The following is a 21671-nucleotide window of genomic DNA, read 5'->3' as shown; positions in this document are numbered from 1 at the left end:
GTGATCCACGACCCGATGACTCTGCCGTCGGACGACAACGTCAATCCGTACACCTTCTGCGTGGAGCTGAAGGGCTCCCAGTGGTTCCTGCAGAAGGGCAAGATGATCGCCTATTACGGGCGGATCGACTTCAACGGGATCGGTCACGGCCGGCTGGACCGGCTGGTGCGGACCTCGTTCCATTCGCCGCTGCACGCGAGCGACTGGGTGGTGGCGGAGGGCAGCGGGAAGATGCTGCTCGCGGACCGGGCGTTCGACGTGAACTCGTACGACCTGGACGAGGGCAATCTGACGATCCGTTCGGGGAATCTGCTGGCGTACCAGCCCTCGCTGGCGCTGAAGCAGTCGATCGTGCCGGGCTTCGTGACGCTGATCGGTACGGGGAAGTTCGTGGCGGCGTCGAACGGTCCGGTGGTGTTCATGGAGCCGCCGCTGCGGGTGGATCCGCAGGCGCTGGTCGGCTGGGCGGACTGCCCCTCCCCCTGCCACCACTACGATCACGGCTATCTGACCGGCGTGATGGGCGGCGTACGGGCCCTGACGGGCATCGGCGGCTCGTCGGGCGAGGAGCACCAGTTCGAGTTCGTCGGGGCCGGTACGGTGCTGCTGCAGTCCACGGAGCTGCTGATGGCGGAGCGGGCGATCGGCGCGCCGGGGGCGGCGGCGGGACCGGGTGTGCCGGGTGCCGTGCCGGGGATGCCTGGATCGCATGGTTCCGGCCAGAACCAGGCGGGGTCGGTACCGCGTCTTCCCGGCCAGCTGGGGGACCTGCAGCGTCGCTTCGGTCTGTGAGCGGTAGTCTGCGGAGCGTGACGCGTCGAACACACTCCCAGAGTTCGTCAAGTATTCAACTTCTTTAGGTAGAATCCATATATGGAGACCGAGACCGCCACCCCCTGGCTCACGGACGCAGAGCAGTGCGCCTGGCGCACCTTCCTGGACGTCAACAGAATGCTGACGTACCAGTTGGAGAAGGACCTCCAGCCCTTCGGCCTGACGATGAACGACTACGAGATCCTCGTGAACCTCTCGGAGTCGGCGGAGCGGCGGCTGCGCATGAGCGATCTGGCCGCCGCCACCCTGCAGTCCAAGAGCCGGCTCTCGCACCAGATCACCCGGATGGAGAACGCCGGCCTGGTGCGCCGCGAGAACTGCGAGTCCGACCGGCGCGGGCTCTACGCGGTGCTGACGGACGAGGGCATGGCGACCATGCACAAGGTCGCCCCGCACCACGTCGAGTCGGTGCGCAAGCACTTCATCGACCAGATCGGCCCGGAGGCCCTGACCGACCTCCACGACTCGCTGAAGCCGGTCGCCGAGCAGCTGCGCGGCCGCCGCGGGAAGCCGTAGGCCGTGTCTTAGCCCCGCAGCACCTTTCCGTACGGGAAAGGGCCCGGCGCCCCTCGCGGGTGCCGGGCCCTTCTCGTACGTACTGCTGCGCGCGCCTACCGGCCCGTCAGGCTCGCGATCAGCTCGTCGGAGGCCGCGTACGGGTCGAGCTCGCCGGCCGTGATGCGCTCGGCGAGCGCGTCGAGCCGGCGGTCGCCGCGCAGGTCGCCGATCCGCTCCCGCAGGGCGGTGACGGCGATCGTCTCGACCTCGCGGGCCGCCCGGGCCCGGCGCCGCTCCGCGAGCACGCCGTGCTCCTCCATCCAGGCGCGGTGCTTCTCCAGGGCCTCCACGACCTCGTCGACGCCCTCGCCGCGGGCGGCGACGGTCTTGACGATCGGGGGGCGCCAGTCGCCGGGCGCGCGGGCCTCGCCGAGGCCCAGCATGTGGTTGAGCTCGCGCGCGGTGGCGTCCGCGCCGTCCCGGTCGGCCTTGTTGACCACGTACACGTCGCCGATCTCCAGGATGCCCGCCTTGGCGGCCTGGATGCCGTCGCCCATGCCCGGGGCGAGGAGCACCACCGAGGTGTCGGCCTGGGAGGCGATCTCGACCTCGGACTGGCCGACGCCGACGGTCTCCACCAGGATCACCTCGCAGCCGGCCGCGTCCAGGACGCGGATGGCCTGCGGGGCGGACCAGGCGAGACCGCCGAGGTGCCCGCGGGTGGCCATCGAGCGGATGTAGACGCCCGGGTCGGAGGCGTGCTCCGACATCCGCACCCGGTCGCCGAGCAGCGCCCCGCCGCTGAACGGCGAGGACGGGTCGACGGCGAGCACGCCGACCCGCTTGCCGGCCCTGCGGTACGCGGCGACGAGCGCCGAGGTCGAGGTCGACTTGCCGACGCCGGGCGAGCCGGTGAGGCCCACCACGTAGGCGTTGCCGGTCAGCGGCGCGAGCGCCGCCATCACCTCGCGGAGCTGCGGGGACGCCCCCTCCACCAGCGAGATCAGCCGGGCCACGGCGCGCGGCCGGCCCTCCCGTGCCTGGTCGACCAGGGCGGGGACGTCCACCATGTGCGCTGCTCCTTGAGATGACGGACTACGGACCATGTGCCCGGACTGCCTGCCCGGGCCACGGGCCCGGATTACTTGCCGGGGACCTTCACGATCAGGGCGTCGCCCTGGCCGCCGCCGCCGCACAGGGCCGCCGCGCCGACGCCGCCGCCGCGGCGCTTGAGCTCCAGGGCCAGGTGCAGCACCACGCGGGCGCCGGACATGCCGATGGGGTGGCCGAGCGCGATGGCGCCGCCGTTGACGTTCACCTTTTCGGAGGTGACGCCGAGGTCCTTCATTGACTGGTGCGCGACGGCGGCGAAGGCCTCGTTGATCTCGATCAGGTCGAGGTCGGAGACCTCCAGGCCCTCCTTCTTGAGGGCGTGCAGGATCGCGTTGGACGGCTGCGACTGCAGCGAGTTGTCCGGGCCGGCCACGTTGCCGTGGGCGCCGATCTCGGCGATCCACTCCAGGCCGAGCTCCTCCGCCTTGGCCTTGCTCATCACGACCACGGCGGCGGCGCCGTCGGAGATCTGCGAGGAGGTGCCGGCGGTGATGGTGCCGTCCTTGGCGAAGGCCGGGCGCAGCTTGCCGAGGGACTCGGCGGTGGTCTCGGCGCGGATGCCCTCGTCCTGGGAGAAGACGACCGGCTCACCCTTGCGCTGCGGGATCTCGACCGGGGTGATCTCGGCCTCGAAGATGCCGTTCTTCTGGGCGGCGGCGGCGCGCTGGTGCGACAGGGCGGCGATCTCGTCCTGGGCCTCGCGCGGGATGCCGAGGCGGGTGTTGTGCTTCTCGGTGGACTCGCCCATGGCGATGCCCTCGAAGGAGTCGGTGAGGCCGTCGTACGCCATGCAGTCGAGCATCTCGATCGCGCCGTACTTGAAGCCCTCGCGGGACTTCGGCAGCAGGTGCGGGGCGTTCGTCATGGACTCCTGGCCGCCGGCCACGATGATGTCGAACTCGCCGGCGCGGATCAGCTGGTCGGCCAGCGCGATGGCGTCGAGCCCGGACAGACACACCTTGTTGACGGTGAGCGCGGGGACGTTCATCGGGATGCCGCCCTTGACGGCGGCCTGACGGGCGGGGATCTGCCCGGCGCCCGCCTGGAGCACCTGGCCCATGATCACGTACTGCACCTGGTCGCCGCCGATGCCGGCCCGGTCCAGGGCGGCCTTGATGGCGAAACCGCCGAGGTCGGCGCCCGAGAAGGACTTGAGGGAGCCGAGCAGGCGGCCCATGGGCGTGCGGGCGCCCGCGACGATCACTGAGGTGGTACCGGTCGTTCCAGACATGAGGCGCAGCCCCTTGGGATGAGGAGTGAACGAGGGTTTACCTTCAATGTACTGAGCCGCGACGGGCCGGGTCACCGGGCTGCCGGTGTGACGGCGCGCACGTTGCGTAACCATGCCCCGGGCGCTGCACTGGGAGCATGCTGACGCGTATCGACCACATCGGGATCGCCTGCTTCGACCTCGACAAGACGGTGGAGTTCTACCGGGCGACCTACGGCTTCGAGGTGTTCCACGAGGAGGTCAACGAGGAGCAGGGCGTGCGCGAGGCCATGCTCAAGATCAACGAGACCTCCGACGGCGGCGCCTCCTACCTCCAGCTCCTGGAGCCCACCCGCGAGGACTCGGCGGTGGGCAAGTGGCTGGCCAAGAACGGCGAGGGGGTGCACCACATCGCCTTCGGCACGGCCGACGTCGACGCCGACTCGGAGGCCATCCGCGGCAAGGGCGTCCGGGTGCTCTACGACGAGCCGCGGATCGGCTCCATGGGCTCCCGCATCACCTTCCTCCACCCCAAGGACTGCCACGGCGTCCTGACGGAACTGGTCACTTCGGCGAAGCCTTCCGCTGACCACTCCTCAGCGGAGCACTGACCTCCGGATTCCCGGCCCGGTAGAGTGGGCAACTCCGGGCCGGGGCCGGTCGGAGCCGTCCGCGTGCGGCTGCGAAGTCGGGATGTCGGGGTCGTCCGATCTGCCACGATTCCCCGGGGGGACCGTTCTGTCCGGTGAACGGTGCTCGTCGGAATGTCGCGACCGGGGTTGGGGTCTCCCCAGCTCGCCTGGCTCGGGGAAGGATGGACCGCGCAGTGCGGGGCTACGAACGCCAGGAGAGCCACCGAGCTGAAGACGACCATCTCTCGCGGTTCGAGGCCGAGATGGACCGGCTGAAGAAGGAGCGAGAGAAGGCCGTCCAGCACGCCGAGGACCTCGGGTACCAGGTCGAGGTGTTGCGCGCCAAGCTCCACGAGGCGCGCCGCACGATCGCGTCCAGGCCCGCGTACGACAGTGCGGACATCGGCTATCAGGCCGAACAGCTGCTGCGCAACGCGCAGATGCAGGCCGAGCAGCTGCGCCAGGACGCCGAGCGCGAGCTGCGCGAGGCCCGCGCCCAGACGCAGCGGATCCTGCAGGAGCACGCCGAGCAGCAGGCCCGGCTCCAGGCCGAGCTGCACACCGAGGCCGTGCAGCGCCGCCAGCAGCTCGACCAGGAGCTGAGCGAGCGCCGGCAGACCGTCGAGTCGCACGTCAACGAGAACGTGGCGTGGGCCGAGCAGCTGCGGGCCCGCACCGAGTCCCAGGCCCGCCGCCTGATGGAGGAGTCCCGCGCCGAGGCCGAGCAGGCGCTCGCCGCCGCCCGCGCGGAGGCCACCCGGATCGCCGAGGAGACCCGCCGCCGGGCCGGCACCGAGGCGGAGACCGCCCGGGCCGAGGCCGAAGCGATTCTGCTGCGCGCCCGCAAGGACGCCGAGCGGCTGCTCACCGCCGCCTCCAGCCAGGCCGAGGAGGCCACCAGCCACGCCGAGCGGCTGCGCTCCAGCACCACCGCCGAGACGGACCAGGCCCGCCGCGAGGCCGCCGAGCTGTCCCGTACGGCCGAGGTGCGCGTCCAGGAGGCCGAGCTGAGGCTGCGCGAGGCCCGCGTCGAGGCCGAGCGCACCCTCTCCGAGGCCAAGGACGCCGCCGCCAAGCAGATCGCGAGCGCCGAGTCCGTCAACGAGGCCCGCACCCGCACCGCCAAGACCGAGATCGCCCGCCTGGTCGGCGAGGCCACCAAGGAGGCCGAGGCCCTCAAGGAGCAGGCCGAGGAGAAGCTCCGCGAGGCCACCGCCGAGGCCGAGAAGCTGGTCTCCGAGGCCTCCGACAAGGCCCGTACGGTCGCCGCCGAGGACTCCGCCGCCGCGCTCGCCAAGGCCGCGCGCAACGCCGAGGAGATCCTCACCAAGGCCTCCGCGGACGCCCAGGAGACCACCCGCAAGGCCGCCGAGGAGGCCGAGCGGATCCGCCGCGAGGCCGAGACCGAGGCCGACCGGCTGCGTTCGCAGGCCGAGGAGCAGGCCGACGAGCTGCTCGGCTCGGCGAAGGACGACACCAAGGAGTACCGGGCCAAGACGGTCGAGCTGCAGGAGGAGGCCCGCCGACTGCGCGGCGAGGCCGAGCAGCTGCGCGCCGAGGCCATCGCCGAGGGCGAGCGGATCCGCGGCGAGGCCCGGCGCGAGGCGGTCGGCCAGATCGAGGAGGCGGCGAAGACCGCCGAGGAGCTGCTCACCAAGGCCCGCACCGACGCCGAGGAGCTGCGCGGCAGCGCGAGCGCCGAGAGCGAGCGGGTGCGCGCCGAGGCCATGGAGCGGGCGCAGACCCTGCGCACCCAGGCCGAGGAGACCCTGGAGCGCACCCGGGCCGAGGCGGACCGGCTGCGCGCCGAGGCCGAGGAGCAGGCCGAGTCGGTACGGGCCGCGGCCGACCGCGAGGCCGCCGAGACGCGCGAGGAGGCCGGGCGGGCCGCCGCCGCGCGCCGGGCCGAGGCCGCCGAGGAGCTGACCCGGCTGCACACCGAGGCCGAGACCAAGCTCGCCTCGGCCGGCCAGGAGCTGACCGACGCCCGTACCGAGGGCGAGCGGATCCGGCGCGAGGCCGCCGAGGAGACCGAGCGGCTGCGCGCCGAGTCGGCCGAGCGGATCCGTACCCTCCAGGCCCAGGCCGAGACGGAGGCCGAGCGGCTGCGCGCCGAGGCCGCCGCCGACGCCTCGGCCACCCGCAGCGAGGCCGAGACCGCCGCCGGCACCGTGCGGACGGAGGCCGACGCCGAGGCCGAGCGGCTGAAGTCGGAGGCCCAGGAGACCGCCGACCGGCTGCGCGCCGAGGCCGCGGCCGCCGCCGAGCGGGTCGCCGCCGAGGCCGCCGAGGCGCTCGCCGCCGCCCAGGAGGAGGCCAACCGGCGCCGCCGGGAGGCCGAGGAGACCCTGGAGTCGGCGCGCGGCGAGGCCGGCCGGGAGCGCGAACTCGCCCGCGAACAGAGCGAGGAGCTGCTCGCCTCCGCCCGCAACCGGGTCGAGGAGGCGCAGACCGAGGCGCAGCGCCTGGTGTCCGAGGCGGACGCCCGGGCCACCGAGATGGTGTCGGCCGCCGAGACCACCGCGCAGGAGGTGCGGGACTCGGTCTCGGGTCTGCGCGAGACGGCCGAGGAGGAGATCTCCGGGCTGCGCAGCGCCGCCGAGCACGCGGCCGAGCGCACCCGAACCGAGGCGCAGGAGGAGGCGGACCGGGTCCGCGCCGACGCGTACGAGGAGCGGGAGCGGGCCACCGAGGACGCGAACCGGGTCCGCGAGCGCGCCCAGGAGGAGTCCGAGGCCGCCAAGGCGCTGGCCGAGCGGACCGTCGCGGACGCGATCGCCGAGTCGGAGAAGCTGCGGGCGGACACCGCCGAGTACGCCCAGCGGGTACGTACGGAGGTCACCGACTCGCTGGCCTCGGCCGAGCAGGACGCGGCCCGCACCCGCGCGGACGCCCGCGAGGACGCCAACCGGATCCGTTCCGAGGCGGCCGCGCAGGCGGAGACCGTCGTGGGCGAGGCCCGTACGGAGGCGGAGCGGATCGGCGAGGAGGCGGCGCGCGTCCTCGACGAGGCCCGCGAGGCCGCCGACAAGCGGCGCGCGGACGCGGCCGAGCAGGCGGACGCGCTGGTCGGCGAGGCGAGCGCGGAGGCCGAGCGGATCGCCAACGAGGCCGAGCAGCTCCTGGTGGAGGCCGAGCAGGTCAAGGCGGACGGCGAGGCCGAGGCCGAGGCACTGCGGGCGGCCGCACGGGCCGACGGCGAACAGGTCCTCGACGAGGCCCGCCAGGCCGCCGACAAGCGGCGCGCGGACGCCGCCGAACAGGCCGACACCCTCGTGCGCGAGGCGACTGCCGAGGCGGAGCGGCTGACCGCCGACGCCGAGCGGCTCAAGGTGGAGGCCGAGCAGGTCAAGGCAGACGGCGAGGCCGAGGCCGAGGCACTGCGGGCGGCCGCACGGGCCGACGGCGAACAGGTCCTCGACGAGGCCCGCCAGGCCGCCGACAAGCGGCGCGCCGACGCCGCCGAACAGGCCGACACCCTGGTCGGCGAGGCGACGGCGGAGGCCGAGCGGATCACCGCCGAGGCGGCGGAGCTCCTCGAGTCGGCGGAGCAGGACGCGCAGCGGATCCGTACCGAGTCCGAGCAGGTCAAGGTGGACGGCGAGGCGCACGCGCAGGCGCTGCGCAGTGCCGCGCTGGCGGACGCCGACCGGATCCTGGACGAGGCCCGCAAGGCCGCGGACAAGCGCCGGGCGGACGCCGCCGAACAGGCCGACACCCTGATCGGCGAGGCCCGTACGGAGGCCGAGCGGATCGGCGAGGAGGCGGCGCGCGTCCTCGACGAGGCCCGCGAGGCCGCCGACCAGCGGCGCGCCGACGCAGCCGAGCAGGCCGACACCCTGGTCGGCGAGGCGACGGCGGAGGCCGAGCGGATCGCCGCGGAGGCGGTACGGGTGCGGGCGGACGCCGAGGCCGCGGCCGAGGAGATGCGGGCCGACGCGCGCGCGGAGGCCGACCGGACGCTCGACGAGGCCCGGGAGGCGGGCGCGAAGAAGCGCGCGGACGCCGCCGAGCAGGCCGACCAGCTCATCGCCAAGGCCCAGGAGGAGGCGCTGCGCGCCACCACCGAGGCCGAGGAGCAGGCGGACACGATGGTCGGCGCGGCCCGCAAGGAGGCCGAGCGGATCGTCGCCGAGGCGACCATCGAGGGTAACTCGCTGGTGGAGAAGGCCCGTACGGACGCCGACGAACTCCTGGTCGGCGCACGCTCGGACGCGACCGCCATAAGGGAGCGGGCGGAGGAGCTGCGCGGCCGGATCGAGGGCGAGATCGAGGAGCTGCACGAGCGGGCGCGGCGCGAGACGGCCGAGCAGATGAAGACGGCCGGCGAGCGGGTCGACAAGCTGGTGAAGGCCGCCGAGGAGCAGCGCGCCGAGGCCGACGAGAAGGCCAAGGAGCTGGTCTCGGAGGCGACTTCGGAGGCGAGCAAGGTCCGGATCGCCGCGGTGAAGAAGGCCGAGGCGCTGCTCAAGGAGGCCGAGCAGAAGAAGGCCTCGCTGGTCGCGGAGGCGGAGCGGATCAAGGCCGAGGCCGAGCGGGAGGCCGAGCAGACCGTCACGGAGGGCAAGCGCGAGCTGGATGTCCTGGTGCGCAGGCGCGAGAACATCAATGCCGAGATCTCCCGTGTCCAGGACGTGCTGGAAGCGTTGGAGTCTTTCGAGACCCCGTCGGCGGGCGGGAAGTCCGAGGGCCGGGACGGGGTCAAGGCCGGAGCTTCGACGGGGTCCACTCGTTCGGGGGGCAAGTCCTCCGGTAGCTAGCCACTCAAAAGGCTGGACATTCTCCAGATCAAACGGGCATACGCTCGATGACACGCCGCTTCGACCCCTAGGATTCCCCCTAACACCTCACCGGTCTCATTCGACAGGAACCCCATGAGCGACACTTCCTCCCCCTTCGGCTTCGAGCTCGTGCGGCGTGGTTACGACCGCGGTCAGGTGGACGACCGCATTACCAAGCTCGTCGCCGACCGTGACAGTGCTCTGGCCCGAATCACCTCTCTGGAAAAGCGCATCGAGGAGCTGCACCTCGAGACGCAGAACGCCCAGGCCCAGGTCACCGACGCCGAGCCGTCGTACGCCGGTCTCGGCGCGCGCGTCGAGAAGATCCTCCGGCTCGCCGAGGAGGAGGCCAAGGACCTGCGCGAGGAGGCCCGTCGCGCCGCCGAGCAGCACCGTGAGCTCGCCGAGTCGGCCGCCCAGCAGGTGCGCAACGACGCCGAGTCGTTCGCCGCCGAGCGCAAGGCCAAGGCCGAGGACGAGGGCGTCCGGATCGTCGAGAAGGCCCAGGGCGAGGCCAACTCGCTGCGCGCCGAGGCGCAGAAGGACGCGCAGTCGAAGCGCGAGGAGGCGGACGCGCTCTTCGAGGAGACCCGCGCCAAGGCCGCCCAGGCCGCCGCGGACTTCGAGACCAACCTCGCCAAGCGCCGCGAGCAGTCGGAGCGCGACCTGGCCTCCCGTCAGGCCAAGGCCGAGAAGCGCCTCGCGGAGATCGAGCACCGCGCCGAGCAGCTGCGCCTGGAGGCGGAGAAGCTGCGTACGGACGCCGAGCGCCGGGCCCGCCAGACGGTGGAGACCGCGCAGCGCCAGGCCGAGGACATCGTGGCCGACGCGAACGCCAAGGCCGACCGGATCCGTTCGGAATCGGAGCGCGAGCTGGCGGCGCTGACGAACCGCCGCGACTCGATCAACGCGCAGCTGACCAACGTCCGCGAGATGCTGGCCACGCTGACCGGTGCCGCGGTGGCGGCGGCCGGCTCCCCGATCGACGACGAGCGCACCGCGGGCGTCCCGGCCCAGCAGACCCGCTGAGCCCGGCACACCTTCGTAAAAAGACCCCCTGTCATTCCGGTGGCGGGGGGTTTTGCGTGCCCTTAGGTTGGTACGCATGATCGAGCTGGAGGGTCTCACCAAGCGGTTCGGGTCGAAGACGGCGGTCGACCACCTCACCTTCACCGTGCGCCCGGGGGTGATCACCGGCTTCCTGGGGCCGAACGGGGCGGGCAAGTCGACGACGATGCGGATGATGCTCGATCTGGACAACCCGACGAGCGGGACGGTCCGGATCGACGGCAAGCACTACCGGGAGCTGCAGGAGCCGCTGAAGTACATCGGGGCGCTGCTCGACGCCAAGGCGATGCACGGCGGCCGCTCCGCGTACAACAACCTGCTGTGTCTGGCCCAATCGAACAGGATTCCGGCCCAGCGGGTCTCCGAGGTGCTCGATCTGGTCGGTCTGACGGCGGTGGCGCGGAAGAAGTCGAAGGGCTTCTCGCTCGGTATGGGCCAACGCCTTGGAATCGCCTCCGCGTTGCTGGGTGATCCCGAGATCCTGATGTTCGACGAACCCGTCAATGGTCTGGACCCTGAGGGAATTCACTGGATCCGCAATCTGATGAAGGCGCTCGCCGCCGAGGGCCGGACGATCTTCGTTTCCAGTCATCTGATGAGTGAAATGGCGCTGACGGCCGATCATCTGATCGTGATCGGACAGGGAAAGCTGCTCGCCGACACGTCGATGGCCGATTTCATCCAGCAGAATTCCCGGAGTTACGTACGGCTGCGCTCGCCGCAGCAGGAGCGCCTGCGGGACGTGCTGCACGCCAACGGTTTCGTCGCCGTCGAGGCGGGCGGCGGGGTCCTGGAGGTGGACGGCGCGACCACGGAGAAGCTGGGCGAGCTGGCGGCCTCGCAGCAGATCGTGCTGCACGAGCTGAGCTCCCAGCGGGCCTCGCTGGAAGAGGCGTTCATGCAGATGACGGCGGCCGCGGTGGAGTACCACGCGCACGGCACGGACATCCACGGCGGCGGCGACGCCCAAGACCCGGCAGGGCCCCGCTGGGGCGAGAGCTTCGAGGGAGCCTGATCGATGGCAGCGGTATCCGCGGTCCTGCAGTCGGAGTGGACCAAGATCCGGACGGTCTCGTCGACGGTGTGGACGCTGGCCAGCGCGCTGGCGGTGACGGTGGCGATGAGCGCGGCGCTGTCCGCGCTGCTCAAGTCGACCTTCGACGACCTGTCCGAGCTGGAGCAGGCCACCTTCGACCCGACCTTCGTGAGCTTCTCCGGGATGGTGCTCGGCCAGCTGGCGATGGTGGTCTTCGGAGTGCTCGTGGTGGGCACCGAGTACTCCTCGGGCATGATCCGCACCTCGCTCGCCGCCGTCCCGCAGCGGGCCACCTTCCTCTTCTCGAAGATCGCGGTGGCCGGCGTGCTCGCGCTGGTCGTCGGGCTGGTGACCAGCTTCCTGTCCTTCTTCCTCGGGCAGGCGCTGCTCGGCGACCACCGCACCACGCTCGGCGCGGACAACGTACTGCGGGCGGTGGTCGGCGCCGGCCTCTACATGGCCCTGATCGCGCTGTTCTCGATGGGCGTGGCCACGATGCTGCGCTCCTCGATGCTGTCGCTCGGCATCCTGGTGCCCTTCTTCTTCCTGATCTCGCAGATCCTGTCGGCGGTGCCGAAGGCGAAGGAGGTCGCCCGCTACTTCCCGGACCAGGCCGGCTCCAAGATCATGCAGGTGGTGCCGGACGCGATGGGCTCGGAGAAGGCGCCGTACGGGCCCTGGGGCGGGCTCGGGATCATGGTGCTGTGGGTGGTGGCGGCGCTGCTGGGCGGCTATCTGGTGCTGAAGAAGCGGGACGCCTGACGGGACCCGGAATTCTCCCTGAACCGGACCTGCACCGGACCTGCACCGGACCTGATCCGACCCTGATGCGTCCCTGGTTCTTCCCCCAGGTCTCGATTCCGCTTCGTCGGAACCGTAAACGGCTGGATAAGCTCTTCGCTCATACGGGGGGCCACGGCCACCGGCCACGACGCCCCGACGAGGACACGACCTGACCTGTCGATGGGGCTGGAGAATGATCGAGGCAGTCGGCCTGACCAAGCGCTACGGCGCGAAGACGGCCGTGTACAACCTTTCCTTCCAGGTGAGACCCGGCCATGTCACGGGCTTCCTGGGCCCCAACGGCTCGGGCAAGTCGACGACCATGCGGATGATCCTCGGCCTGGACATGCCGACCTCCGGCCATGTGACGATCGGCGGGCACCCCTTCCGGCAGCTGCCGAACGCGCCCCGGCAGGTCGGCGCGCTGCTCGACGCGAAGGCCGTGCACGGCGGCCGCAGCGCCCGCAACCACCTCCTGTCGCTCGCCCAGCTGGCCGGCATCCCGGCCCAGCGGGTCGACGAGGTGCTCGGCGTGGTCGGCCTGCAGGATGTCGCCCGGCGCCGCTCCAAGGGCTTCTCGCTCGGCATGGGGCAGCGGCTCGGCATCGCGGCGGCGCTGCTCGGCGACCCGCAGGTGCTGCTCTTCGACGAGCCGGTCAACGGTCTGGACCCCGAGGGCATCCTCTGGGTGCGCAACCTGATGAAGAAGCTGGCCGCCGAGGGCCGCACCGTCTTCGTCTCCAGCCACCTCATGAGCGAGATGGCGCTCACCGCCGACCATCTGATCGTGATCGGCCGCGGCCAGCTGCTCGCGGACATGAGCGTCAAGGACTTCATCTCGGCGAACTCGGCCGACTTCGCCCGGGTGCGCACCCCGCAGACCGAGCCGCAGCAGCGCGAGAAGCTGACCGCGGTGCTCACCGAGGCCGGCGGCCGGGTGCTCTCGGAGCCGGACGGCGCGCTGCGGGTGACCGGCCTCCCGCTGCCCCGGATCAGCGACCTGGCGCACGGGGCGGACGTCCGGCTGTGGGAGCTCTCCCCGCACCAGGCCTCGCTGGAGGAGGCGTACATGCGGATGACGCAGGGCGCCGTGGACTACCGCTCCACCGACGACCGGCTCGCGCACCTCCAGGCGCCGGTGCCGCCGCACCAGCTGCCGCAGGACCCGCAGGCGCAGTACGTGATCCCCGAGGTGCCGCAGCAGGGCTGGTACGCCCCGCCGCCGCCCGGACAGAACCCGTACGCCACCGCCCCGCAGGACCCGCAGCAGCCGGGCCAGAACCCCGAGGACGCCCGATGAGCAGCCCGACGCAGCCGATGAACGGGCCGGCGCCCGCCCCGTACGCGTACACCTCCCCCATCCCGGTCCGCCGGGCGCACCTCGGCGACGCGCTCGCCTCGGAGTGGACCAAGATCCGCTCGGTGCGCTCCACGATGTGGACGCTGGGGGTCATGGCGCTGCTGATGCTCGGCATCGGGCTCGCGGTCGGCGCGGTCGCCGCCGCCTCGATGTCCGAGTACTCGGAGGAGCCCGCGCTCGGGCTCGGCTTCTTCGGCGTCCTGCCGGCCTCGATCTGTGTGATCACCCTCGGCGTGCTGACCATCAGCTCCGAGTACGGCACCGGCATGATCCGCACCACGCTGACCGCCTGCCCGAGCCGCGGCCGGGTGCTCGCGGCGAAGGCGATCGTCTTCTTCGTCCTGGTCTTCACGCTCGTCACGGTGCTCGCCGGCGTGGTCGGGGCGGCCCAGGTGTCGATGGTCGACGCGGCCACGCCGACCGCCGGCGAGTGGCTGCGGGCCACCGTCGGCGTGGGGCTCTTCCTGTCGCTGCTCGGCCTGCTCGGGATGGGCATCGGCGCGATCGTGCGGCACTCGGCGGGCGCCATCACCGTGATGATCGGTCTGCTGCTGCTCCCGCTGGTGGCGGCGATGTTCATGTTCTCGGAGGCGCTGCGCTCGCTGCAGGCGGCGCTGCTCACGTACGCGCTGCCCTCGCAGATGATCGCGCTCTACAGCGAGACCGCGCCGTTCGACGGGAAGGGTCCGGCCGGCTGGGAGCCGGTGCTCATCCTCTTCGCTCTCACGGCGGCCGTGCTCGGCGGCGCGTTCGCGCTGCTCAACAGCCGGGACGTCTGACCGCCGCTCAGGACCGAGCGCTCAGTAGCGCGGCGCGTTTCGGGACCGCTGCACCCGGGTGGTGCGGCGGTCCTTCGCGTTCCAGCAGGCCTTGTGCCAGTGCCGGCGGTCGTCGACGCCGCCGTACTCGGGCCAGGCCACCAGGTGCGGGGCGCCCGGGGGGATCTCCTGATCGCAGCCGGGGCAGCGGTAGCGCTTGCCCGGCGCGCTGGCGCCGGCGACGTGCCGGACGCACCACTCCTCGCCCTGCCAGGTCTCGGTGCTCTGCACACCGCCGTACCGGTCGCCCTGCTCGCTCTGCCGGTCGGGCTTCGCGCCGCCTCGGGGGCGGTTGTTCCGCGGGGACACTTCGGCACCTCGCTCGGGCTCGGGGACACGGACGGTTCCGTCCAGCGTACGGGCCGCGACGGGGTGTCCCGGCACGGGGCCGGGGGCGGATCAACGGAAAATCGCAAGAACTTCCCGCGGGGCCGTTGCCTTTGGCACGTGTCAGACGTTGTTGCCAGTACGAGGGGACGCGCGGGCGAAGTCCGCGAGGGAGACCGCGCCGGGCCGCGAGGAGGCAGAAGCGATGCGCGTGGGTACGTTCGTGCTGGCCGCCCAGTTTCCGGGGCAGGGCCAGGGTGAGGCACTGCACCGGGCGGTGCGGACGGCGGAGGTCGCCGAGGAGGCGGGCCTGGACTCGGTCTGGCTGGCCGAGCACCACTTCGTGCCGTACGGGGTGTGTCCCTCGGCGATCACCCTGGCCGCCCTGCTGCTCGGCCGGACCCGCCGGCTCCGGGTGGGCACGGCGGTCAGCGTGCTGCCGACCGTCCACCCGGTGGCGCTCGGCGAGCAGGCCGCGATGCTGCACGTGACCTCCGGGGGCCGGTTCACCCTCGGGGTGGGCCGCGGCGGCCCGTGGATCGACCTGGAGGTGTTCGGCGCGGGACTGCCCGCGTACGAACAAGGGTTCCCCGACTCCCTCGACCTGCTGCTGCGCTGGCTGACCGAGCCGCGCGTGGGCGCCCGGGGAGAGCGGTTCTCCTTCCGCGAGGTGGCGGTCGTGCCGCGCCCCGGCGAGCTGATCGGCGGGCCGGCCGCCCCCGAGGTGGTGGTCGCCTGCACCTCGCGGAACAGCGTGAGGCTCGCGGCCGAGCGCGGCCTTCCGATGCTGCTCGGCATGCACTGCGGCGACGCGGAGAAGGCCGAGATGGTGGCCTGCTGGGAGCGGGCCGCGCGGGAGGCCGGGCGCACCCCGGACGAGATCGCGGAGATCGGCGCCGGCCATGTCTCGGCGGGCGTGGTCCAGCTGGCGGACCGTACGGCGGAGGCGTCGGAGGCCTTGGTGAAGGCGATGCCGGGCTGGCTGAAACAGGGTCTCGACGCTCATGTCACGGTGGACGGCAGGTTTCGATCGATGCGGGACCCCGTGGCGTACACCGAGCTGCTGTGCGGGCTTCACCCGGTGGGCACCCCCCGGCTCGCGGCGGACCGGCTCGCGGCGACCGCGGAGCGCACGGGCATCACCCGCTTCGCGCTGCTCGCGGAGGGTTCCGGCGATCTGGCCGGCACGGAGGAGAACCTGCGGCGCCTGGGCTCCGAGGTGCTTCCGCTGCTCGTCTGACATGGGTGGTGAGGTGACTCTCCGGGGGTCCGGGGGGGACGACCGTGCCGCCGCGTCCGCGATCAGTGAAGCTCTCCCGCGACGCGGAGCGGCGGCACCAGGCCTGTCAGCAGTCGCGCAGTTCCGGCGACTGGTTGAGGAGCTGCGCCCGCACGGACGTGAAGCGGGCGAGCCGCTCGTCGACCGACGGGTCCAGCGGGAAGACCGCCACCCGGTGGCAGTTCTGGAAAGCGAGGCGTACCCCGAAGTGCCGCTGCAGCGCACCACGGATGGCGTCGCTCGCGAGAGCGCGCAGCAGCTGACCACGTGCCTGCTCGTCCGGCGGCGGCGTCTGGTTGTCGGCGAAGTCTCCGCCGTCGACCTTCAGCTGGGCCACCAGAGAACTGATCATCTCCCATGCGAAGGGCAGGGAGGTCCGGACGCAGTCGACGAAGGCGGCTTCGTCGACCTCGCCTCGCTCGGCCTGTTCCAACAGGTCCGGTGAGACGTCGAGCGACATGGGTTCTCCTCTCGCGACCCCGGCGGGCGGGGTCTTGCGGGCAGGGACGGGTGGCAGTCGTCGCGCACGCAGCGTGCACGGACGACGACCTCCTGTCCTCCACGTTAAGCGCCGGGTCCTGCCCGCACCAGGAGAATGGGCGCACAACCGGCCAATAAGTGACGGTGGTTGGGCGCACGCGCCGCGGGCGCCGGGCGGACACCGGCGGACGCCCGGCGCCCGCCCGGCGCCCGAATCGCGTGGAGGCTCGTCCGTCTTGTAGCGTTGCGGACCATGCGTCTCGTCATTGCCCGCTGTTCCGTGGACTACGCGGGCCGGCTCACGGCCCACCTGCCCTCCGCTCCCCGTCTGATCCTCGTCAAGGCAGACGGCAGCGTCTCGATCCACGCGGACGACCGGGCGTACAAACCGCTCAACTGGATGTCCCCGCCGTGCACCCTCAAGGAGGGTGTCGACGGCGAGGAGGGCGTCTGGACCGTGATCAACAAAGCGGGCGAGAAACTGATCATCACGATGGAGGAGATCCTCCACGACTCCTCGCACGAGCTGGGCGTCGACCCGGGTCTGATCAAGGACGGCGTGGAGGCGCACCTCCAGGAGCTGCTCGCCGACCGCATCGAGACCCTGGGCGAGGGCTGGACCCTGATCCGCCGCGAGTACCCGACGGCGATCGGCCCGGTGGACATCCTGTGCCGGGACTCCGACGGCGGCACGGTCGCGGTGGAGCTCAAGCGGCGCGGCGAGATCGACGGGGTGGAGCAGCTGACCCGCTATCTGGAGCTGCTCAACCGCGACCCGCACCTGGCGCCGGTGAAGGGCATCTTCGCGGCGCAGGAGATCAAGCCGCAGGCCCGGGTGCTCGCGAACGACCGCGGCATCGACTGCGTGGTGCTCGACTACGACGCGCTGCGGGGCATCGAGGACGACAAGCTGCGGCTTTTCTGACGCCGGATTCGTTGCTGTTGTACGGGTGAGGGCCCGGGTGCGAGTGATCGCGCCCGGGCCCTCGGCGTACCGGACGCCGGGCCGTCAGATGGTGGGAGGCTCGGAGGTAGCCGACGTGGAGCCGCTTGCTTCGCCTCCCCCGCCGGGGCTGGACGGAGTCGACGTCGTGCCGCTCGGCGTCGTCGACGGCGTGCCGCTCGGCGTCCCACTGCTCGTGGCCGACGGCGAGCCCGACGGGGTCGAGGACGGGGTCGTCGACGGCTTGGTCGTCCTCGTCGGCTTCGTCGTCGCCGTCCTGCTCGGCGTCGGGCTGCCCGTCGCCGTCGGCGAGCCGGTCGGCGTCGGCGAGGTGCCGGCGGTGCCGGTCGCGCCCGGGCTCGGCGTGCCGGTCGCGGTCGGGGACGCCGGGTCGGCGGGGCTGGTGGTGGCGTCCTCGGTGGGCTCGGTGTCGTCGCCGCCGCCGTCGTCGAGGCCGGCGTCCTGGGTCGGGGTGCTGTCGGAGGTGACCGTGCCGGTGCCGGGGTCGTCGGCGTCGCCGGAGGTGAGGCCGAGGGTGACCACGGTGCCGAGGACGGCGACGAGTACGGCGCCCGCGCCGACGGCGGCCAGGTTGCGGCGGGCCCCGGTGAGGAGGCCCTTGCGCAGGCCGCCGCCCTTGGCGGGCTCGCGGTCGTCGGGCGGGCCGACGACGACGGTCGCGGGCTCGTCGGTGAACGACGCGAAGGCGTCCAGGGAGGCCGAGGAGCCGGCCATGGGGCGCGCCGGGGCCGGCGAGGCGAGGTCCGGGAAGGCGGGCTTCACGGGCAGCGGGGCGGCCGCGGGTATGCCGCGCGGCGGCGAGGCGGGTCCCTCGCGGCGCGGCAGGGGCGCGGTGCGGGCCGTCGGCCCGGCGGCAGGCTTCCCGGCCGGCTGACCGGCAAGCTGCCCGCCCTGCTGTCCGGTCTTCGGTCCGGTCTTGGGCAGGGGCGTGGTCTTCGCGAACGAGGCCGGCTCGGGCTCGGCGTCCACCGGGGCGGCCTGGCCGGTCAGGTCGGCGACCAGGGCGAGGGCGCGGCGGCCGGCGACGGTGCCGCGCTTGTCGGCGAGGGCACCGCGCATGCCGATCGAGGCCTCCAGCTCGGCGCGGGCCCGCTGGAGGCTGCCGCGGCAGAGCGCGAGGACGCCCAACTCATGGTGGAACCAGGCCTCTTCGGCGACCTCGCCGGCCTGGCGGGCGGCGCCCTGGCCGCCCCGCAGGGCCCGCTCCCAGGCGCTCCAGTGCAGCCCCGCGGCGAAGGCGGGGGCGGCGGCGCGGGCGAGCAGGACGGCGGTGGCCGGGTGTTCGGGGGCGGTGCCGGGGGACAGCGCGGCGAGGGCGGCGAGCAGCGAGTCGGCCTCGGCGGTGGCGCGCTCGGGGGTGACCGAGGGGTGGCCGGCCCACCACGCGTAGTGCTGGGCGACGGCATGGGCGCGGCCGAGCGGGTCGGGCTCGTAGTTCTGGGCGACCAGCTGGGTGAGGACGCCGGCGGCCAGGCGGTAGCGGGTGCCGACCGGGGAGAGCAGTCCGCAGGCCATGAGTTCGCCGACGGCGGCGTCGGCGTGGGTGTCGCCGACGAGCGCGGGCAGGTGGGCCTGGTGCGGGACCTCGCCGCCGAGGGCGACGGCGAGCCGCAGGGTGTCCTGGGCGGCGCGGCTGAGCCGGGAGGCGAGCAGCACGGCGGGGGCGGCGCCCTCGCCGAGGCTGGGCAGGGGCACCTCGCGGAGTTCGACGTCGGGGTCGTCGCCGGCGGCGGCCGGAGCCGCAGCCTGGGCGGTGCTGCCGGTGCTGCCGCCGGGGTTGCCGAAGGCCTCCTCCAGGGCGCCGAAGGCATCGAACTCGGCGGGGCCGACACGCAGCCGGTCGCGCTGCCGGAGCAGGGCGCCGGCCTGGACGAAGCGGAGCGGCAGTCCTTCGGACTCGAACCAGAGGTCGCCGGCCCAGTTGACCTCGTCGTCGGTGAGGGCGCGGCCGGTGGCGTGCTCAAGCAGCTCGACGGCGGCGGCGCGGGCGAGCCCGGTCAGGGCGACCTCTTCGAGGCCGGCCTCGGCCGAGGGCGCGGCTGTGTCCGGGGTGGCGCCGAAGAGGAAGGCGCAGTCGGGGGTGGCGGCGAGCAGTTCGTCGAGCGCGGCGCCGCCGAACTCCAGGTCGTCGACGACCACGATGGCGCCGATGCGGCGGACCTCCAGGAGGAGTTCCTCGCGGTCGGGCCGGAAGCCGGGGGCGTACTGGACGGCGTGGAAGAGCTCGTACAGGAGGTCGGTGGGCGTGCGGTGGTGGCCGGAGAGCCGGACGACGCCGTCGGGGGCGACCTTGCCGCACTCGGCGGCGACCGCGTCGAGGAGCCGGGTGCGGCCGGAGCCGGCCGGGCCGGTGAGCCGGGCGGAGCGGCCCCGGGTGAGGTGCTGCACGAGGGTGTCGCGCTGCTCGTCGCGTTCGAGCAGCGGCAGGGCGGGCGCCGCGGGGCCCGGCGGTACGGGCGGGGCGGCGGCGCGGGCGGCCTCGGCGCGCTCCGGCGCGGTCCTGCGGCGCGGTGCCTGCGGTTGATCCGCGGGCGGGCAGACCTCGATCTCGCTGCCGTCGAGCGGGTTGACGGTGAGCAGGAGGCCGCCGGAGACCAGCCGGGCGGTGCGCACGCGGGCGGGGGCGGTGGACACGGGGGCGGGTGCGGCGGGGCCGGGGCGCACGTCCTCGCCCTCGGCGGCGTGACCGTATTCCTCGGGTCCCCGGTTGATCGGGTCCATGGTCCAAGCTCCCAAGCGGCGGGCGATGTGCAGGCGAGCCGACCCTAGACGGTTGTCCGGGTCCCGTGAACATCCGGGGGCCGGTGGAGACCAAGACGTCACGGTCTTGTGAGGATTGGGTGTGACGCGTGGTTCGCACAGGTGCTTCACAGCCGCGTGTCACGGCCGTGACCTGTGTGCCACGGAGTGTTCGATCGGACGCGAGGAAGCGATCGGACGCCAGGAGGCGATCAGACGCGAGGAAGCGATTCCGCTGCGAGCCCGCCCTCGATCGCGAGGATGCGGTGCAGCCGGGTGGCGACGAGGAGGCGCTGCATCTGCGGCGGCACTCCGCGGAGCACGAGCCGGCGGCCGCAGCGGCCGGCGCGCCGGTGGGCGCCCATGATGACGCCGAGTCCGGTGGCGTCCCAGGAGTCGAGGCCGGTCAGGTCGAGCACGAGGTCGCCGACTCCGTCGTCGACGGCCGTGTGCAGGACCGTTCGGGCGTCAGCCGCGCTGCGGACGTCGAGGCGGCCCCCGACGACCAGCTCGGCGTCGTCGCCCCTGATGTGCATATGCGCTCCCCGAGAGTGCTCCGTGTCGTGTGCCCGTCTTCGCAACGCTTGACTGTCTGACTGCCGCATCGGCAGAAGCGTTGCGCCTTGTAAGCGAACCGATATCGAAATTCACCCCTGGGGGCGATGGCGCCGGGGCGGTCGGACCCCAGTGCGGGAATCGGTGCGCCACCCCGGCGGCAGGGCGCGCCATGCGGAACGCCCTGGGGCGCGCCTGGTGGAGCGCCCCGTGTCCGGTCGAGGTGTCAGTACGTGTAGAAGCCCTGCCCGCTCTTGCGGCCGATGTCACCCGCGTCCACCATCCGGCGCATCAGCTCCGGCGGCGCGAACTTCTCGTCCTGGGACTCCGTGTAGATGTTGTTCGTGGCGTTGACGAGGATGTCGACGCCGGTGAGGTCGGCGGTGGCGAGCGGGCCCATCGCGTGACCGAAGCCCAGCTTGCAGGCGATGTCGATGTCCTCGGCGGTGGCCACGCCCGACTCGTAGAGCTTGGCGGCCTCGACGACGAGCGCCGAGATGAGGCGGGTGGTGACGAAGCCGGCGACGTCGCGGTTGACGACGATGCAGGTCTTGCCGACGGACTCGGCGAACTCCCGCGCGGTGGCGAGGGTCTCGTCGCTGGTCTTGTAGCCGCGGACGAGCTCGACGAGCTGCATCATCGGGACCGGCGAGAAGAAGTGGACGCCGACCACGGCCTCCGGACGCTCCGTCACCGCGGCGATCTTGGTGATCGGGATGGCGGAGGTGTTGGAGGCGAGGACCGCGCCGTCCTTGGCGATCTTGTCGAGGGAGCGGAAGATCTCGTGCTTGACCTCCAGCTTCTCGAAGACGGCCTCGACCACGATGTCCGCGTCGGCGACGGCGTCGAGCTCGGTGGTGGCGGTGATCCGCCCGAGCGCGGCCTCGGCCTCGGCGGCCGTCATCTTCCCCTTGGCGACGAAGCGCTCGTACGAGGCCTTGACGGCGTCCGTGCCCCGGGTCAGCGCGGCGTCGGTGACGTCGCGCAGCACGACGTCCCAGCCTGCCTGGGCCGAGACCTGCGCGATGCCGGACCCCATGAGTCCGGCTCCGATGACGGCGAGCTTCCTGGCCACTGATTCCACCCCTTGATGCCTCAACAACTGTTCACTTCTGGCTCTTCGGCGGAGATTAGCGGGCGGCGGGCGCCATGTGACCGCTAAGTAAGCCACGTCACGCCCGGTTTGACGGACGT

18 protein-coding genes are annotated in these 21671 nt (G+C 72.6%); 11 read left to right on the top strand and 7 right to left on the bottom strand.

The window, feature by feature from the left end:
• Window positions 1-15: 15 nt before the first annotated feature.
• Both JAO84_RS25610 and JAO84_RS25605 read left to right on the top strand, forming a co-directional pair.
• Entirely contained in the window at window positions 16-792 is a 777-nt protein-coding gene (locus tag JAO84_RS25610) for an AIM24 family protein (RefSeq protein ID WP_265864824.1), read from the top strand.
• Window positions 793-873: 81 nt separating this feature from the next.
• Window positions 874-1350 carry a MarR family winged helix-turn-helix transcriptional regulator gene (locus JAO84_RS25605; RefSeq protein ID WP_265864805.1) on the top strand — a complete coding sequence of 159 codons (477 nt, stop codon included), beginning with the start codon at window positions 874-876 and terminating at the stop codon, window positions 1348-1350.
• 95 nt (window positions 1351-1445) lie between these two features.
• On the opposite strand, the gene meaB is transcribed toward JAO84_RS25605, so the two are convergent.
• Both meaB and JAO84_RS25595 read right to left on the bottom strand, forming a co-directional pair.
• Window positions 1446-2402 (bottom strand): methylmalonyl Co-A mutase-associated GTPase MeaB, encoded by a 957-nt coding sequence (meaB, locus tag JAO84_RS25600; RefSeq protein ID WP_265864806.1) that lies wholly within the window; start codon window positions 2400-2402, stop codon window positions 1446-1448.
• A gap of 71 nt (window positions 2403-2473) precedes the next feature.
• Window positions 2474-3676, bottom strand: a complete 1203-nt coding sequence (locus JAO84_RS25595) for an acetyl-CoA C-acetyltransferase (protein WP_370414942.1) — start codon at window positions 3674-3676, stop codon at window positions 2474-2476.
• A gap of 137 nt (window positions 3677-3813) precedes the next feature.
• On the opposite strand from JAO84_RS25595, the gene mce reads away from it, so the two are divergent.
• The 7 genes from mce to JAO84_RS25560 all read left to right on the top strand — a co-directional run bounded on the left by mce (window position 3814) and on the right by JAO84_RS25560 (window position 14094).
• Window positions 3814-4266, top strand: a complete 453-nt coding sequence (mce, locus tag JAO84_RS25590) for a methylmalonyl-CoA epimerase (RefSeq protein WP_265864808.1) — start codon at window positions 3814-3816, stop codon at window positions 4264-4266.
• Between the two features lie 215 nt (window positions 4267-4481).
• On the top strand, window positions 4482-9047 hold the full coding sequence (gene scy, locus JAO84_RS25585; protein WP_370416867.1) for a polarized growth protein Scy: 4566 nt from the start codon (window positions 4482-4484) through the stop codon (window positions 9045-9047).
• A 114-nt stretch (window positions 9048-9161) separates the two neighbouring features.
• A complete protein-coding gene (locus tag JAO84_RS25580; protein ID WP_128984664.1) occupies window positions 9162-10097 on the top strand; it encodes a cellulose-binding protein in 936 nt (311 codons plus the stop codon).
• A gap of 76 nt (window positions 10098-10173) precedes the next feature.
• Window positions 10174-11151, top strand: a complete 978-nt coding sequence (locus JAO84_RS25575; protein WP_370414941.1) for an ABC transporter ATP-binding protein — start codon at window positions 10174-10176, stop codon at window positions 11149-11151.
• A 3-nt stretch (window positions 11152-11154) separates the two neighbouring features.
• On the top strand, window positions 11155-11934 hold the full coding sequence (locus JAO84_RS25570) for an ABC transporter permease (protein ID WP_370414940.1): 780 nt from the start codon (window positions 11155-11157) through the stop codon (window positions 11932-11934).
• Window positions 11935-12148: 214 nt separating this feature from the next.
• Window positions 12149-13255 (top strand): ATP-binding cassette domain-containing protein, encoded by a 1107-nt coding sequence (locus JAO84_RS25565; RefSeq protein ID WP_265868486.1) that lies wholly within the window; start codon window positions 12149-12151, stop codon window positions 13253-13255.
• A complete protein-coding gene (locus JAO84_RS25560) occupies window positions 13252-14094 on the top strand; it encodes an ABC transporter permease subunit (RefSeq protein WP_370414939.1) in 843 nt (280 codons plus the stop codon). Before JAO84_RS25565 ends, JAO84_RS25560 begins: the two co-directional genes overlap by 4 nt.
• A 21-nt stretch (window positions 14095-14115) precedes the next feature.
• Here the strand turns inward: JAO84_RS25560 and JAO84_RS25555 are convergent, their stop codons facing one another.
• The gene (locus JAO84_RS25555; protein WP_265868489.1) at window positions 14116-14442 is read right to left on the bottom strand and encodes an ATP/GTP-binding protein; all 327 of its coding nucleotides are present in this window, start codon (window positions 14440-14442) and stop codon (window positions 14116-14118) included.
• 223 nt (window positions 14443-14665) lie between these two features.
• Between JAO84_RS25555 and JAO84_RS25550 the strand changes: the two genes are divergently transcribed.
• Window positions 14666-15700 (top strand): LLM class flavin-dependent oxidoreductase, encoded by a 1035-nt coding sequence (locus tag JAO84_RS25550; protein ID WP_370414938.1) that lies wholly within the window; start codon window positions 14666-14668, stop codon window positions 15698-15700.
• Window positions 15701-15806: 106 nt separating this feature from the next.
• Here the strand turns inward: JAO84_RS25550 and JAO84_RS25545 are convergent, their stop codons facing one another.
• The gene (locus JAO84_RS25545; protein ID WP_265868491.1) at window positions 15807-16199 is read right to left on the bottom strand and encodes an SCO5389 family protein; all 393 of its coding nucleotides are present in this window, start codon (window positions 16197-16199) and stop codon (window positions 15807-15809) included.
• Between the two features lie 273 nt (window positions 16200-16472).
• Between JAO84_RS25545 and nucS the strand changes: the two genes are divergently transcribed.
• Window positions 16473-17144 (top strand): endonuclease NucS, encoded by a 672-nt coding sequence (nucS, locus tag JAO84_RS25540; RefSeq protein ID WP_370414937.1) that lies wholly within the window; start codon window positions 16473-16475, stop codon window positions 17142-17144.
• Between the two features lie 84 nt (window positions 17145-17228).
• On the opposite strand, the gene JAO84_RS25535 is transcribed toward nucS, so the two are convergent.
• The 3 genes from JAO84_RS25535 to JAO84_RS25525 form a co-directional block, all read right to left on the bottom strand.
• Window positions 17229-19904: an ATP-binding protein gene (locus JAO84_RS25535; RefSeq protein WP_370414936.1), complete on the bottom strand. Its 2676-nt coding sequence runs from the start codon at window positions 19902-19904 to the stop codon at window positions 17229-17231.
• 230 nt (window positions 19905-20134) lie between these two features.
• Window positions 20135-20458, bottom strand: coding sequence for an STAS domain-containing protein (locus JAO84_RS25530; RefSeq protein ID WP_265868495.1), 324 nt, complete (start codon window positions 20456-20458; stop codon window positions 20135-20137).
• Window positions 20459-20703: 245 nt separating this feature from the next.
• Complete coding sequence (locus tag JAO84_RS25525) at window positions 20704-21552, bottom strand: 3-hydroxyacyl-CoA dehydrogenase family protein (protein WP_370414935.1); 849 nt, start codon at window positions 21550-21552, stop codon at window positions 20704-20706.
• Window positions 21553-21671: the final 119 nt, after the last annotated feature.

Source organism: Streptomyces fradiae, from assembly GCF_041270065.1.
In the GTDB taxonomy this organism is placed as follows: domain Bacteria; phylum Actinomycetota; class Actinomycetes; order Streptomycetales; family Streptomycetaceae; genus Streptomyces.
The sequence above is the reverse complement of the archived record's forward strand: the minus strand, read 5'-3'. Positions and strand labels throughout refer to the sequence as shown.